Here is a 13,460-nt window from a genome sequence, read left to right as displayed (position 1 = left end):
GCTCTACAACGCGCACTCGAAACGACGATTAGATTGTGATTTGTGACTACTTGGGTTCCAGACGTCCTCGGTGACGGATATCAGCAGCTGACGATCCCGCTCGGAACGGATCCGGACGGCGAAGGCGAGGTGGACGCAACACTGGTCCGCTACCAACCGCAGAAGGAGGCGGTGAAGACACACCGTGCCGTTTTGTACGTGCACGGCTTCACCGATTACTTCTTCCAGAAGCACCTCGCCGAGCACTTTGCCGAGCAGGGTTACGCCTTCTTCGCACTCGACCTGCGTAAGTGCGGCCGCTCCCTCAAACCGGGGCACACAGCTCATTACGTCTCCGACCTTGCGCTCTACGACGCCGAACTGAACGAAGCGCTGCGCATCGTCCGCAGCGAGACCGAGGGCAGCGAGGTGCTGCTCATGGCGCACTCCACCGGCGGTCTGATCGTTCCGCTCTGGCTGAACCGTTTGCAGCGCAAGCCCGGTGGCAGCGACGGCGCCGGAATCTGCGGGCTGGTACTCAACAGCCCCTGGTTCGACCTTCAGGGTCCCTCAGTGGTGCGCAACGTCGGTACTACGGCGATCGATGCGCTCGGACGGGTATCGGCGAAGACGGTGATCCCGGGAACTGGGCTACCGACTTACGGTTCCAGTCTTCATGTTTCGGCCAACGGCGTCTGGGATTACAACCTCGACTGGAAGCCACTGGCAGGCTGCCCCGTTACCTTCGGCTGGATGCGGGCCGTCCGAGCGGGTCACGCAAAACTTCACCGCGGCCTAGACATCGGAGTGCCCGCGCTGATTCTGCGCTCGAAGAAGTCGCAGTTCGCGAAGGCGTACAACCCGAGCGTCGACCTCGCCGATTCCGTGCTCGACGTCAAGCAGATCGCACGTTGGGCCGGTTGCCTCGGCGATCGCACCACCATCGTCCCGATCGACGGCGCCCGTCACGACGTGTTCCTTTCGACCGAGAAGCCCTTGGCCACAGCCTTTTCCGAACTCGACCTGTGGTTGGAGTGGCTCGACGGCCACCTCACGCCGGCCGCAGAAAGTTCGGCAAGCACAGCAAGCAACACACAGGAGATCGCGCAGTGACGCACTACGACCTTGCAATCATCGGCAGCGGATCCGGAAACTCGCTGCCAGACGAGCGGTTCGACGGCAAGAAGATCGCAATCCTCGAAGAGGGCACCTTCGGCGGAACGTGCCTCAATGTCGGGTGTATCCCGACCAAGATGTTCGTCTACGCCGCCGAGGTGGCACGCACCGTCACCACTGCCGAGAAGTACGGCGTCGACGCCACGCTCGACGGCGTTCGTTGGTCCGACATCGTCAAGCGCGTCTTCGGCCGCATCGATCCCATTTCTGCAGGTGGCGAGCGGTATCGCAGCGAAGACAGCCCCAACACCACCGTTTACCGCGGCCACGCAACGTTCACCGGCGAGAAGACGATCGACACCGGAACCGGCGAGACGATCACCGCCGATCAGGTGGTCATCGCTGCCGGTTCGCGTCCGATCATCCCGGAAGAGATCGCGTCGAGCGGTGTGAAGTACTACACCAACGAAGACATCATGCGACTGCCCGAACTTCCCGAGCACCTCGTGATCGTCGGCTCAGGATTCATTGCCACCGAGTTCGCACACGTGTTCTCCGCGTTGGGTTCTCGCGTGTCGATCATCGGTCGCAGCCAGCGACTGCTGCGGCACCTCGACGACGAGATCTCCGAGCGCTTCACCGAGTTGGCCGAACAGAAGTGGGACGTCCATCTGGGCTCCCCCCTCACGTCGGTACGCGGCGACGGCGACAACATCGCCGTCGAACTGGCAAACGGCACAGTCGTTTCCGGTGACGTTCTCCTCGTCGCGGTCGGTCGTCAGCCGAACGGTGACCTACTCGGTCTCGACAAGGCCGGCGTCGAACTCGACGACAAGGGCTCGATCGTGGTCGACGAGTACCAACGCACCACCGCAGAGGGCGTCTTCGCACTCGGTGACGTCTCCTCGCCGTACCAGCTCAAGCACGTCGCCAACCATGAAGCGCGCGTTGTTCAACACAACCTGCTCCAGGACGCGTGGAAGGACACGTCCGGGCTTCGCAGCACCGATCACCGCTTCGTACCGGCAGCCGTGTTCACCGACCCGCAGATCGCCGACGTCGGAATGACGGAGAAGCAGGCTCGCGACGCCGGACTCGACATCACGGTCAAGGTGCAGGCTTACGGCGACGTCGCTTACGGCTGGGCGATGGAGGATCAGGAGGGCATCTGCAAGGTGATCGCCGAGCGCGGCACCGGACGCATTCTCGGTGCCCACGTCATGGGTACGCAGGCTCCGACGGTGATCCAGCCGCTCATTCAGGCGATGAGCTTCGGTTTGTCAGCTCAGGACATGGCGCGCGGCCAGTACTGGATCCACCCGGCCTTGGCCGAAGTGGTCGAGAACGCGCTGCTCGGCCTCGACATCTGAGCCCCGCAGCCCTTATGACGCCGAAAAGGCGGGCACTCCTCGCAATGGGAATGCCCGCCTTTTCGTAGGTCAGAGTTTCACCAGGGGCTGGTACGCAGCACGATCTCGGTTGCGAGTTCGGCCGGTGCCGACTTGACGACGTCGTCGACACCCGGAAGTTCCGTCACGCGGAAGTCGGAGTACACGAAACGACCGCTGGCGTCGGCGATGGCCCGACCTCCACTGCCCACGACTACGGTGGTCGGAACCTCGACCGGCGGTACGCCGGCAATATCGCTGGCCGACGGATGTCCACGGTCCACGGCGATCAAACTCGCGAAGCGGCCGAACTGACGTGCAGCCAACAGCCACGCGAGATCGGCGCCCTCCCGGTGACCGACCAGGTTCACCCAGGCGATGTTCAACTCGTCCAGAAGTACCACTGCCGAGGTCTCGTCGAGATTCTCGATCGATTCCACCGCGACGGTCCGCAGATCCGAATGGTGCAGTCGCTCACACACATCGTCGTACAAGTCGACGGGGTCGCCCTTGCCGGGAAGCAGGAGTACCGCATGCTTGCTGACCGGCCCGTCGATCCGAACGGTGCACGAACCACTGCCCACCGCTACTCGAGTCAATTCCATGTCTGGAAACGGTACGCGATCCACACAGCGGAGGACCCTGGAGTCGACAGAAGTATGACCACTCATACATTCACGCGCCGCTACGAGCCCGAATTGTTCGCTCTGCACCGCCTCCACTCGGAGCGAAAGTGGCTTTCGGCGCATCTGAGGCGACGGACGTACCGTTCGCTCGAAGTGGGGGTGGGCCGAACTCCAGTGGGGCGCGGCTCTAGGTACCGGACGGTTTGGGGAGCCTCGTCATTCCGTAGACGTGATCAGCGCGCACCGTGAGGATCTGTCGACGCTCTGCCACCATCGCTTCGCGGTACTCCTCCCAATCGGGATGCTCCTGGCCGCTGATGTCCCGGTACAGCTCGACCAGGGCGTCCGACACTTCGTCGTGAGGATCGGCCGCTGCGGGTGTCACCACAGCAAGTCCTTCGATCACGGCGTAGCTCCAGAAGTCGGGCGCGCTGACGTGAAGGGAAACCCGCGGATCGCGGATCGCATTTTTACTCTTGGCGCGATCGGCCGTGACGGACACGGAAGCCGTCTTCGACTCGTCATCCCAGCGGTAAATGATGTTGGACAACTGTGGGCGGCCGTCACGCTTGACGGTTGCCAGCACACCTTGTTTTCCCTCGGCCACGAGTGCGAACAACGCGTCGTCGGTGTCTGTGTCATTGCTCATGTCTGCACCAACGACGCCGTGCGGCCGGTTTGTTCCGGAGGCAGTCCAGTTCGAAGATCGCGGACCGCAATCGCGCGATCACTCTTCCCTCGATGGACGACAGCGGACAAAGATGGTCGACATGGCAACTTCTCGCGACATCCTCCGGCTGACTGCGTTCAGTTCGGATCCGGCCGGCGGTAATCCGGCCGGCGTAGTGCTCGACGCGCGTGGACTCGACGACTCCGAATTACAATCTGTTGCAGCCGAAGTCGGGTATGCCGAGACGGCGTTCCTCATCGAACCGGTGCTCGGAGGCAACCCGCGCCACAGCCGGATCCGGTACTTCTCCCCTATCGCCGAAGTACCGTTCTGCGGTCATGCCACTATTGCGACGGCCATCGCTCTCACCGAGCGAGACGGTGAGGGAACCTTCACATTCGAAACACCGATCGGACCGGTATCCATCGACACGGCGACCGACGAGGACGGAAGGTCCACCGCGACCTTCACCAGCGTCGAACCGTCGGTCTCGCCGATCGATCACGCCGTGCTGACAGCGCTGCTCGGGCTCATCGGCGTCGATTCGTCTGCGCTCGACGCGCGGTATCCCGCAATGCTTTCGTACGCCGGCAACACTCACCCGATCGTCGTACTTCGTGATCAGTCGACATTCGACGAGTTCACCTTCGATCCATCCGCAATGCGAATTCTGATGGACGCGCAGGGGTGGGCCGGCACGGTGACGATCCTGCATCCCCTCGACGACAACACCTTCGAAGCCCGAAATCTGTTTCCGGTGGGAAACATCGTCGAGGATCCCGCAACCGGGTCCGCAGCGGCATCGACCGGCGGTTACCTGCGCAAACTCGAACCCGCGGCCACTCCGCGGCGGATCACCATCCACCAGGGCCGACACGTCGGGCGTCCCAGTGTGCTCGAAGTCGACATCCCGGTCGACGGCGGTATCTCGGTCACCGGCACCGCAGTGCCCGTCGTCGACGGGCAATAGTCAACCTCAGCGATGAGTTTCTCCCCGCCGGCGGGTCTATTCACCAGAGCGACGTCACAAGAGCATCGCATCGAGCCGGGAGAACATCATGTCTACAATCGCTTCAACCGCACACAACCTCCACCTCACCAAGCCGCGTGCCGTACTCGGGGCCACGGTCATGGCCCTCGTCGCCAACCTGATCCTGTGGTTGATCGGCCTGGCATCGGGCGGATCGTTCGAGATGACAGATCAGGGAAAGGTGGCGAGCGTAGCTCCCGGCGGGGTCATCACACTTACGGTAGTGCCGTTGCTGGTCGGTTTGTCGCTCGCAATGTTGATCGCACTGAAGTGGGAGCCGATCATCCGCATCGCTCAGGTCGTGGGTGCAGTGTTTGCGCTCGGCACCATCGCCCTGACGATTGCCGCGGACTTCGACGCCGCCAGCACGGTCACGCTCGCGCTGATGCACGTGGTTGTCGCCGCGAGCGTGGTCGTCGCGCTCGAGGCCGTACGTCGGTCTCCGTCGAACTAGACCGCGGTAGGCGGCGCGGAATACGTCTCGACGATCTCGGCTGCCACGTTACGCAACTTGGTGTTCGTGGTCTGAGACTGCCTGCGCAGCATGTGAAATGCGGTGTCGGCGTCGATCCGATGGATGGCCATCAGCATGCCTTTGGCCTGTTCGATCGGCGCCCGAGTCTCGAGCGCGCGTTGCAGGGCGTCAGCTACGGCCTTGGCAGATTTGAAACGGGAGAAGTCTCCGATCGCGCGTGAGACTGTTGTCGTGAGAATCTCCATGACTTCCGCGTCGACGCTGTCGAAGGCCGCTGGGGCACGTCCGTACAAGTTGAACGAACCGAGTCGCTGATCCGGCGTGAAGAGCGGCGCCGCGAGAAAGGACTTGATCCCTTCGTCCTTCGCGGCCGCCGCGAACCGCGGCCAGCGATCTGCGCTGGTCTCGGCATCAACGACTACGGTTTCACCGGTTCGAGCCGCGTGCAGACATGGTCCGTCGCCGGCGTCGTATTGCTCGATGTCGACGCGCAGGGTCCGCGAATCGGTGTGAACGGCGGTGTAGGTCTGCCCGGCAAGATCGATGGTGACGCCGATGCTGTCGGCGCCGTCGATGGCGTCGTTCGCGATTTCGACGGCGCGTTGGAGGAGAACCACGAGTTCGTCCTCGTCGCCGATACTTCCCCCGAGCGCTGCCAGCAACTCTCTGACCGCACGTGCCGTCAGCCGAGTTTCCGCAGCCTCGACGGCGACGTCAGCACCCGTTGCCGTCGCATCGTCCGGCAGTACCGACGGCACCGAATCCTCGGTTCTCGGGTCGAAGCCTCTGGGGTCGAAAGCGGTATCCACGACGAAGCATTCTTCCAGTTTCACGGGCACCAAGGAGAGTGAGTTCGGTGACAGACCCCGGCAAACCGCCGAGTCGTCATCGCCATCGATCGAGTGCGACACCGAGATTCCGCCTCGCCCGAGTGTGCTGGCCACGAACCGCGTCCGGACTCAGTTCCAGGACAACAGCGATCTGTGGATACGTCATGCCCTCCACTTCTCGCAAGACCCAGGCAGCACGCTGACGCAGTGGCAGGCGATCGAGTTCGGATTCCAGGGCGTCGAGAAATGCTGTGCCGCAGACTTCTTCGCTCGGATCACGCAAACGGGGATCAGCTTCTTCCCGGAGTTCGTCCATATCGGCGGCGCAGGAGCCGACTTTTCGATAGAAATCCGAGATCTTGCGAGAACAGATCGCGAACAACCAGGTCTTGGTGCTCGAGCGCCGCTGAAACCCCGGAAGTTGGCGCCACGCAGCGACGCAGGTTTCCTGGACGATGTCGTCGACGTCACTCTCGCTCGCGAGCAGTCGACGGGCAAATCGATACAAGTGCGGGCCGTATCGGCGGACGATGACGTCGAAGGCCGCGTGATCGCCGAGCATTGCCGAGTCGACCAGCACCTCGTCACTGAAGTCGGTCAGCAAGCCGTCGAATTGATCTGTCACCGCGCACACTCCTACTAGGGAGCCGTCGCGGGAGTGAGGCCTGGCTATTCTACCGCGTCCACGTCGACACCCGCGGGAGCGCTCTCAGGCTTCGAGTGCGGAAGCAATGACGGGGAGCCCGATAGGCGCCCCACCGTTGATCAGTTTCTCGAGTAGATCCTGATCGAGGTGCTGCTCGACGAGATCAGCGAGAAGGTCGAGTTGTTGTTCTCGCACCGCGGCAACCGCGGTGTCGGGTGCAGCAACAAAACCGGGAACCGCGAGCTCACGCAGCAGGCTGCGCCGAAAGTCGTCACTTTCCAGGAGACCGTGCCAGTGTGTCCCTCGAACAGGCCCTCGCACACTGCCTTCCGGCATACCGCTCGAGTCCGCCAGCAATGGGTGGTCCCCGTTGCGCACGACGCGTCCGTGATGAATCTCGTACCCGGACACCGAGATACCGTCTGCCGTACCGGTCATCTGCGCCAGCACCTTGTCCGGAGCGAACTCGACATCGAGGTCCAGCAGACCCAGTCCCGCGGTGGTCCCTGATCCTGATTCGACGTCGTCGACGATGGAATTACCCAGCATCTGGTAACCGCCGCAGATTCCCAGGACTGCTTGCCCGCGACCTGCTCGCGCGACGATCTCGTCGGCCAGGCCGGTACTTCGCAACCACTCGAGGTCACTCACGGTGGACTTACTACCGGGGATCACCACGAGGTCCGCGTCGCGAATCCGCGACGGATCGGTCACCCACGAAACTGCCACGCCCGGTTCACATGCCAGTGCCTCGACGTCCGTGGAGTTGGAGATGCGCGGGAGCCGAACCGCAGCAACGGTGAGCCAGGCCGAACCGACGGGTGGGCCAGGGCGCCCTACCGGGGCATTGCCGGTGACGCCAAGCGAATCCTCGGCGTCGAGCCAAAGATCGTCGGCAAACGGGATCACTCCGAGAGTGGGTCGACCGGTGAGGCTGCGCAGTTGTTCCAGTCCGGGTTCCAACAGTGCAACGTCACCGCGGAATTTGTTGATCACAAATCCCGCGATCAATGCCTGGTCGCTCGGCGAGAGCACAGCAACGGTCCCGAACAGATGGGCCAGGACGCCGCCGCGATCGATGTCACCGACGACGACGACCGGAATCCGCGCAGCCTCAGCCAATCCCATGTTGGCAAGATCCGTTGCGCGCAAGTTGATTTCGGCCGGTGAACCGGCGCCTTCACAGATCACGACGTCGAACTCGGATCGAAGCGATTCGAGATCTTCGGCCACGACGGCGCGAAGCCACTGCCGATGCTGCATGTAGTCGCGAGCACCCACTGTGGTCATCGCCTTGCCCCGAACGACCAGTTGCGAAGTGCGGTCACTTCCAGGCTTGAGCAGCACGGGATTGAATCGAACACTCGGCTCCAGACCGCATGCCCGCGCCTGAAGTGCCTGCGCACGGCCGATCTCTCCGCCGTCCAGCGTGACCACGGAGTTGTTCGACATGTTCTGCGCCTTGAACGGCGCCACTCGGACGCCTCGACGCGCCAACATGCGACACAATCCGGCCACCAGAACGCTCTTGCCTGCGTCGGACGTTGTGCCGGCTACCAGCAGAGCGCCGCGCATCTCCGAACTCAAGGCAGGGTGAGAATCTCTGCACCGGTCTCGGTGACCACCAAGGTGTGCTCGAACTGCGCCGTCCACTTACGGTCCTTGGTGACGACGGTCCAACCGTCCTCCCAGATCTCGTAGTCGATACCACCGAGGTTGATCATCGGTTCGATCGTGAAGACCATGCCCGGTTCGATGATCGTCTCGACCGCGGGCTCGTCGTAGTGCAGGATCACGAGGCCGTTGTGGAAGGTCTCGCCGATTCCGTGTCCGGTGAAGTCCCGGACGACGCCGTACCCGAACCGATGGGCGTAGGACTCGATGACACGTCCGATCACGTTGAGCGCGCGGCCGGGCTTGACGGCTTTGATGGCCCGCATCGTTGCCTCGTGTGTGCGCTCGACGAGCAAGCGGTTCTCTTCGGACACGTCACCGGCGAGGAATGTCGCATTGGTGTCGCCGTGTACCCCGTTGATGTACGCGGTGACGTCGATATTGACGATGTCGCCGTCCTGGATCACAGTCGAGTCGGGGATTCCGTGGCAGATCACCTCGTTGAGAGACGTGCAGCACGACTTGGGAAAGCTCTTGTAGCCCAACGTCGACGGGTATGCACCGTGGTCGAGCATGAACTCGTGTGCGATGCGGTCGAGTTCGTCGGTCGTGACACCGGGAGCGACAGCCTTGCCGGCTTCCTGCAGCGCGCCTGCAGCGATCTTGCTGGCGATGCGCATCGCCTCGATCGTTTCCGGCGTCTGAACCCAGGGCTCGTTGCCCTCTTTGGCGGTCGGCTTCCACGCGTACTCGGGCCGCTCGATCTTCGAGGGCACAGCGAGGACGGGAGAGACGGTTCCAGGGACCAATGGGGTACGCACAGACATGCAGAACAGCCTAGACCTCGCGTCGCGCGTCAGCCGGATGCACTCCAGTTCCGGAAAACCGGGTCGACGAGAATTCTGACGGGGGTCGACATCGTCTGTCCGAATTCCTCGAAGAGCACGTCGCGAGATTCGAAGGTGCCCAGATCGCGGTCGACGAATTCGGAGAAGTCCAAGCAATCACACGAAACAGACTTGCCCCAACTGATCGGAGCGCGTCCGATCGCGTCGAACAGTGTCTCCTTGCCGGTATTCGTGAACGGTTCGAGCGCTGAGACCACCGCAGGTGAAACGATCTCGGAGATGTCCTGCCAGCGTCCGTCGACCAGAAATTCCGGCCACGCCAGCAGCACTGACTTCGGAATCACCGCATGTAGACGCCGAAATCTCGGGTACCAGAATTCCCCGCGTAGTACGAGACCGCGTACTCGGGTGGCGATACCTCGGCGGCGAGCCAACGCTTCGACGATAGCCAGTCTCTGACTGCAGGATCCGCGCTCTCGACTCAATGTCACCGAGACGGGTTGCCGGTCGTCGAGGCCGTACACCGGCCGAATATTTGCAGCGACGCTGCGATGCGCCGACACCAGGAACTCCTGCGCCGACTGGATCGCACCTTCTGCAATGTCCTCGTAGAGGCGGGCCACGTCGTCGTGGCCCCAGTCGAGGATCGGAGTTGCGGCCACATCGCCACCCGACGCGTCGTGGCGGATGTCACCTTTGCGGATTCCACCGAGCAGTACGCACGTCATGTCTCAACCGTAGTGCGCGACCGGAATCGGTGGAGCCTGACAGAATCCCAACCGTGAAGAAATGGCTGTTGTTGATCACCGCGATCCTCACCGAGGTGTCTGCGACGCTGTCGTTGCGCGCCGCCCTCGATCACCCGGCTTGGTACATCGTGGTCGTCGGCGGATATCTCGCAGCATTCACCGCCTTGTCGTTCGTCCTGCGGGAGGGCATGGGACTCGGTGTTGCATACGGAATCTGGGGCGCAACCGGAGTTGTCCTGACCGCAGTATTCGCAACTTTCCTTTTCGGAGATCCTCTGACGGCCACCATGGGCATCGGGATTGCACTGGTCATCGGCGGAGTGCTGTGCGTCGAACTCGGCTCTCAGGCTGCCGCCGACAGCGGGCCGGCGGACCCAGCATGACCTTCGTATTTCTGATCGCTGCAATTATTTCCGAGGTCACCGCGACGTTGTCACTACGGATGGCGTCGCAGGACGGCAGCGACAAACGATGGCTCGCGGTTGTCACCGTGGGGTATCTCGCCGCTTTCGCCTTCCTGACCCTCGCGCTCGACGCGGGCCTCACCATCGGCGTCGCATACGGAATCTGGACCGCATGTGGAGTGGCGTTGACGGCAATCGCATCCCGCATTCTCTTTCGCGAACCGCTGACCAGGCTCATGATGGTCGGGATCGGCCTCATCGCGGCAGGCGTGCTTCTCATCGAACTCGGTGCGAGTCACTGATCGCTGCACACATCAGTGTAAGGTTTACCTAACTTTGCTCTGGAGGTAGTCCACGGTGCTGATCCCTGCCCTTCGTGAAATCGCCGACGGTCCACAGCTGGACGACGATTCCCACTTACGGGAATCCGACCGCCACACTCCGATGGCGCGCGCCGTCCCGGCGCCGTTCCAACTCACGACGTACATCGTCGAGACCGACCACATCACCCGGTGGCCAGAGCACGCTCACGTCGAGCACGAACTGATCTGGTCCGACCGCGGTGTCGTCAACATGATCATCGACAATCAACTCTGGACCGTCACGCCCGGCGTCGGCCTGTGGATCCCCCGCGGGGTCCTCCACGAAGGTCAGGCAAATCCCCACGTCGCATTCCGCGCCACGCTCTTCACCCCCGAGCTGTGGACTCCCGCCTGGAACGAACCGTGCATCGTGACACTGAGTGAGGCAGCCCGGGCACTGCTGATACACCTCGCCCACACCGGAATGCCTGCAGAACAACGCCTTCGGGCACAGCAGGTTTGTGTCGATCTCCTCACCCCGGCATCGGCACCTCACTTCGACGTACCGATCCCCCGAGATCCGCGGCTACGGATGCTCGTCGACAAAGTGCTGTCGGATCCCGCCGACGATCGATCACTCGATCAGTGGGCTCACGTTCTCAATCTCAGCCGACGTACGGTCACCCGGATTTTTGCCGCGGAACTCGCCTTGAGCTTTGCGCAGTGGCGCACTCTGGTTCGCATGAGCACGGCCCTCGGCATGCTCGGGACCGGAATGAGTGTGAACGCCGTCAGCCGCCGTGTCGGTTACGGGACGTCGAGTTCCTTCATCGCCGCTTTTCGCAAGACGGTCGGCTACACCCCCGGCAATGCGCTCGCCGCTGTCAACTGACTCGAGCCTGACCTGTTGTCGACATCGGCTGGCCCCTTCGCTACACGCACGCGCCCTACATTCACTTAGGTAAGCCTGCTCTCACGTGCGTACTGCGCTGAGTCGTGCAAGCACTTCCCTGATCAATCCCGAGGAGTTTCGCGTGTTCAGATCTGCCCGTCAGAGAATTCGTCCCCAGCGGAGGCGACGAATCGTTGTTGCGCTCATGCTGGCGGCGGCACTGCCTCTGACCGCCTGCACACAGTCGTCATCGGACGCCCAGGAAAACAATTCATCGGCATCCGCCGTCGAGGACGGCGCCTATCCCGTGACGATCAAGCACGCTTTCGGCGGGACCACCATCGACAAGGAGCCGACACGGATCCTCACCCTCGATTCCGCAGCGGCAGACACGGTCATCGCCCTGGGTGTCACTCCGATCGCGATGCAGAAGGACTCTTGGGCCGGCGACGCCGACGGGTTCCTGCCGTGGACCCGCGCCGAACTCGAAAAGTCGGGCCAGACGCTGCCCACGCCTGCGCCGTACTACTCCGACAGCGGCGAGCTACTGTTCGAGCAGATTCTCAATGCCGCGCCTGATCTGATTCTTGCCCCGTACTCGGGCTTCTCCGAGCAGGATTACCAGCGCCTGAGCTCGATCGCCCCGACCCTCCCGTACGACACCAAGCCGTATCAGCCCAGCTCGTGGCAAAACCTCGCCACCGATGTCGGCAAGGCACTCGGGCGTCCCGCTCAGACCGCGGCGCTGATCAAGTCGGTTGAGGAATCGGTCCAGGAATCGAAGGCGAGTCATCCCGAATTCAACGGAGTCACTTTCGCCTTCGGTTCCTACATCCGTGAAGGAGAAACCGAAACCGCCATCTACGGTCCGGACGATCCGCGCGTCAAGTTTGTCGAAAACCTCGGGCTCACAGTCGCTCCCGACGTGGTGAACGGCGCCAAGAACTTTGCCGGCGACTCGTTCCTTTTCGGCATCAGTATGGAAAAGCTCGACACGATCGACACCGACGTGTATCTCGGTTGGGCAAGCGATCAGTCGGAAGTCGACAGCACATTGGCCAACACTCTGTTCTCGCGGTGGCCGGTCATCGCCAACGGCAAGGACCTGTGGATCACCGACAATCGCCTGACTGCGGCGACAATGTACGTCAGCCTTCTGAGTGTTCCGTGGGCGACCGACGAACTCGTGCCACAGTTGACCGAACTGGTCGCAAAATAGCAGCCCGCTCGGTCTGATCAAGCAACTGAAGGCCACTCACCGCGAAGTGTCGCGAAAACCACGGTGTCGGTCCACTCGTTCTTGATCCACGCGTTCTGCCGAAAATGTCCCTCTCGCCTCATACCGATCCGCTGCGCGAGTCGCGCCGAGGATTCGTTTCTCGAATCCATTCGCGCGACCACGCGGCGCAATCGGGGTGTCGCGAACGCGAGGTCGATCAGAGCGGTCACTGCTTCCGTCGCGAATCCTCGGCCGCCGAACTCGGGCGAAAATGCCCACCCGAGTTCGGCGGTGTGCTCGACTTCGGCTGTGCAATCAGATTCTTCGACTCGCCAAGCACTCACGCCTCCGACAACCCGGCCCCCGTACTCGACAACAAGTGCCACCGCGCCCGATGCCAGGTCGCGGCGAGACATTCTGGTCTGCACGGCCTCTCGAGCCTCCGCGAGACTCCAGGGTTCGTTGAGCAAATACCGGCATACGTCGCTGCGCCCGTAGAAGGTGAGAAGATCCCGGTGATCGCCTGGGCGGTAGGTACGGAGCACCAGCCGGTCCGTCCGGATCACACCCGGTGCAGGCCTCATCGCCACACCTACGTCCGCCATATCCATGCCGTCACGGTAGGTTCTTTCGAATTCGTAGGCGAATGAATATCGCAATGCTGTGCAGCGC

16 protein-coding genes are annotated in these 13,460 nt (G+C 62.4%); 8 read left to right on the top strand and 8 right to left on the bottom strand.

Annotated features, from left to right (window positions below):
• Positions 1–42: 42 nt before the first annotated feature.
• Complete coding sequence (locus tag ACVZUB_RS12700) at positions 43–1,092, top strand: alpha/beta hydrolase (protein ID WP_003942674.1); 1,050 nt, start codon at positions 43–45, stop codon at positions 1,090–1,092.
• Positions 1,089–2,465, top strand: a complete 1,377-nt coding sequence (gene mtr, locus ACVZUB_RS12695; protein ID WP_063316563.1) for a mycothione reductase — start codon at positions 1,089–1,091, stop codon at positions 2,463–2,465. Before ACVZUB_RS12700 ends, mtr begins: the two co-directional genes overlap by 4 nt.
• Before the next feature lie 77 nt (positions 2,466–2,542).
• Here mtr and ACVZUB_RS12690 read toward each other — a convergent pair whose 3' ends face one another.
• Positions 2,543–3,088, bottom strand: a complete 546-nt coding sequence (locus ACVZUB_RS12690) for an alpha/beta fold hydrolase (RefSeq protein ID WP_003942671.1) — start codon at positions 3,086–3,088, stop codon at positions 2,543–2,545.
• 208 nt (positions 3,089–3,296) lie between these two features.
• Positions 3,297–3,758 (bottom strand): PPOX class F420-dependent oxidoreductase, encoded by a 462-nt coding sequence (locus ACVZUB_RS12685; RefSeq protein ID WP_063316564.1) that lies wholly within the window; start codon positions 3,756–3,758, stop codon positions 3,297–3,299.
• A gap of 121 nt (positions 3,759–3,879) precedes the next feature.
• Here ACVZUB_RS12685 and ACVZUB_RS12680 point away from each other — a divergent pair, with 121 nt between their 5' ends.
• Together ACVZUB_RS12680 and ACVZUB_RS12675 are read left to right on the top strand one after the other, a co-directional pair.
• Positions 3,880–4,749 carry a PhzF family phenazine biosynthesis protein gene (locus ACVZUB_RS12680; protein WP_228232590.1) on the top strand — a complete coding sequence of 290 codons (870 nt, stop codon included), beginning with the start codon at positions 3,880–3,882 and terminating at the stop codon, positions 4,747–4,749.
• Between the two features lie 88 nt (positions 4,750–4,837).
• Positions 4,838–5,263: a DUF6069 family protein gene (locus tag ACVZUB_RS12675; RefSeq protein WP_063316565.1), complete on the top strand. Its 426-nt coding sequence runs from the start codon at positions 4,838–4,840 to the stop codon at positions 5,261–5,263.
• On the opposite strand, the gene ACVZUB_RS12670 is transcribed toward ACVZUB_RS12675, so the two are convergent.
• The 5 genes from ACVZUB_RS12670 to ACVZUB_RS12650 all read right to left on the bottom strand — a co-directional run bounded on the left by ACVZUB_RS12670 (position 5,260) and on the right by ACVZUB_RS12650 (position 9,950).
• The gene (locus ACVZUB_RS12670) at positions 5,260–6,093 is read right to left on the bottom strand and encodes an ANTAR domain-containing protein (RefSeq protein ID WP_482628530.1); all 834 of its coding nucleotides are present in this window, start codon (positions 6,091–6,093) and stop codon (positions 5,260–5,262) included. The genes ACVZUB_RS12675 and ACVZUB_RS12670 overlap by 4 nt on opposite strands.
• 76 nt (positions 6,094–6,169) lie before the next feature.
• Positions 6,170–6,739 carry an RNA polymerase sigma factor gene (locus tag ACVZUB_RS12665; RefSeq protein ID WP_007734974.1) on the bottom strand — a complete coding sequence of 190 codons (570 nt, stop codon included), beginning with the start codon at positions 6,737–6,739 and terminating at the stop codon, positions 6,170–6,172.
• 84 nt (positions 6,740–6,823) lie between these two features.
• Positions 6,824–8,335, bottom strand: a complete 1,512-nt coding sequence (locus ACVZUB_RS12660; RefSeq protein ID WP_003942774.1) for a cobyric acid synthase — start codon at positions 8,333–8,335, stop codon at positions 6,824–6,826.
• A gap of 8 nt (positions 8,336–8,343) precedes the next feature.
• Positions 8,344–9,201: a type I methionyl aminopeptidase gene (gene map, locus ACVZUB_RS12655; RefSeq protein WP_007734970.1), complete on the bottom strand. Its 858-nt coding sequence runs from the start codon at positions 9,199–9,201 to the stop codon at positions 8,344–8,346.
• A 29-nt stretch (positions 9,202–9,230) separates the two neighbouring features.
• Entirely contained in the window at positions 9,231–9,950 is a 720-nt protein-coding gene (locus tag ACVZUB_RS12650; RefSeq protein ID WP_218695133.1) for a transglutaminase domain-containing protein, read from the bottom strand.
• Between the two features lie 53 nt (positions 9,951–10,003).
• Here ACVZUB_RS12650 and ACVZUB_RS12645 point away from each other — a divergent pair, with 53 nt between their 5' ends.
• The 4 genes from ACVZUB_RS12645 to ACVZUB_RS12630 all read left to right on the top strand — a co-directional run bounded on the left by ACVZUB_RS12645 (position 10,004) and on the right by ACVZUB_RS12630 (position 12,788).
• A complete protein-coding gene (locus ACVZUB_RS12645) occupies positions 10,004–10,354 on the top strand; it encodes a DMT family transporter (RefSeq protein WP_064073692.1) in 351 nt (116 codons plus the stop codon).
• Positions 10,351–10,677, top strand: a complete 327-nt coding sequence (locus ACVZUB_RS12640; protein WP_003942819.1) for a DMT family transporter — start codon at positions 10,351–10,353, stop codon at positions 10,675–10,677. Before ACVZUB_RS12645 ends, ACVZUB_RS12640 begins: the two co-directional genes overlap by 4 nt.
• A gap of 55 nt (positions 10,678–10,732) precedes the next feature.
• Entirely contained in the window at positions 10,733–11,569 is an 837-nt protein-coding gene (locus ACVZUB_RS12635; protein ID WP_030535637.1) for a helix-turn-helix transcriptional regulator, read from the top strand.
• A 142-nt stretch (positions 11,570–11,711) separates the two neighbouring features.
• Positions 11,712–12,788, top strand: coding sequence for an iron-siderophore ABC transporter substrate-binding protein (locus tag ACVZUB_RS12630; RefSeq protein WP_223304443.1), 1,077 nt, complete (start codon positions 11,712–11,714; stop codon positions 12,786–12,788).
• 17 nt (positions 12,789–12,805) lie between these two features.
• Here the strand turns inward: ACVZUB_RS12630 and ACVZUB_RS12625 are convergent, their stop codons facing one another.
• Positions 12,806–13,399, bottom strand: coding sequence for a GNAT family N-acetyltransferase (locus ACVZUB_RS12625; RefSeq protein ID WP_482628453.1), 594 nt, complete (start codon positions 13,397–13,399; stop codon positions 12,806–12,808).
• Between the last annotated feature and the right edge of the window lie 61 nt (positions 13,400–13,460).

The sequence above is a fragment of the Rhodococcus sp. OS5 genome (assembly GCF_056837585.1).
This window is presented reverse-complemented; position numbering and strand designations above follow the sequence as displayed.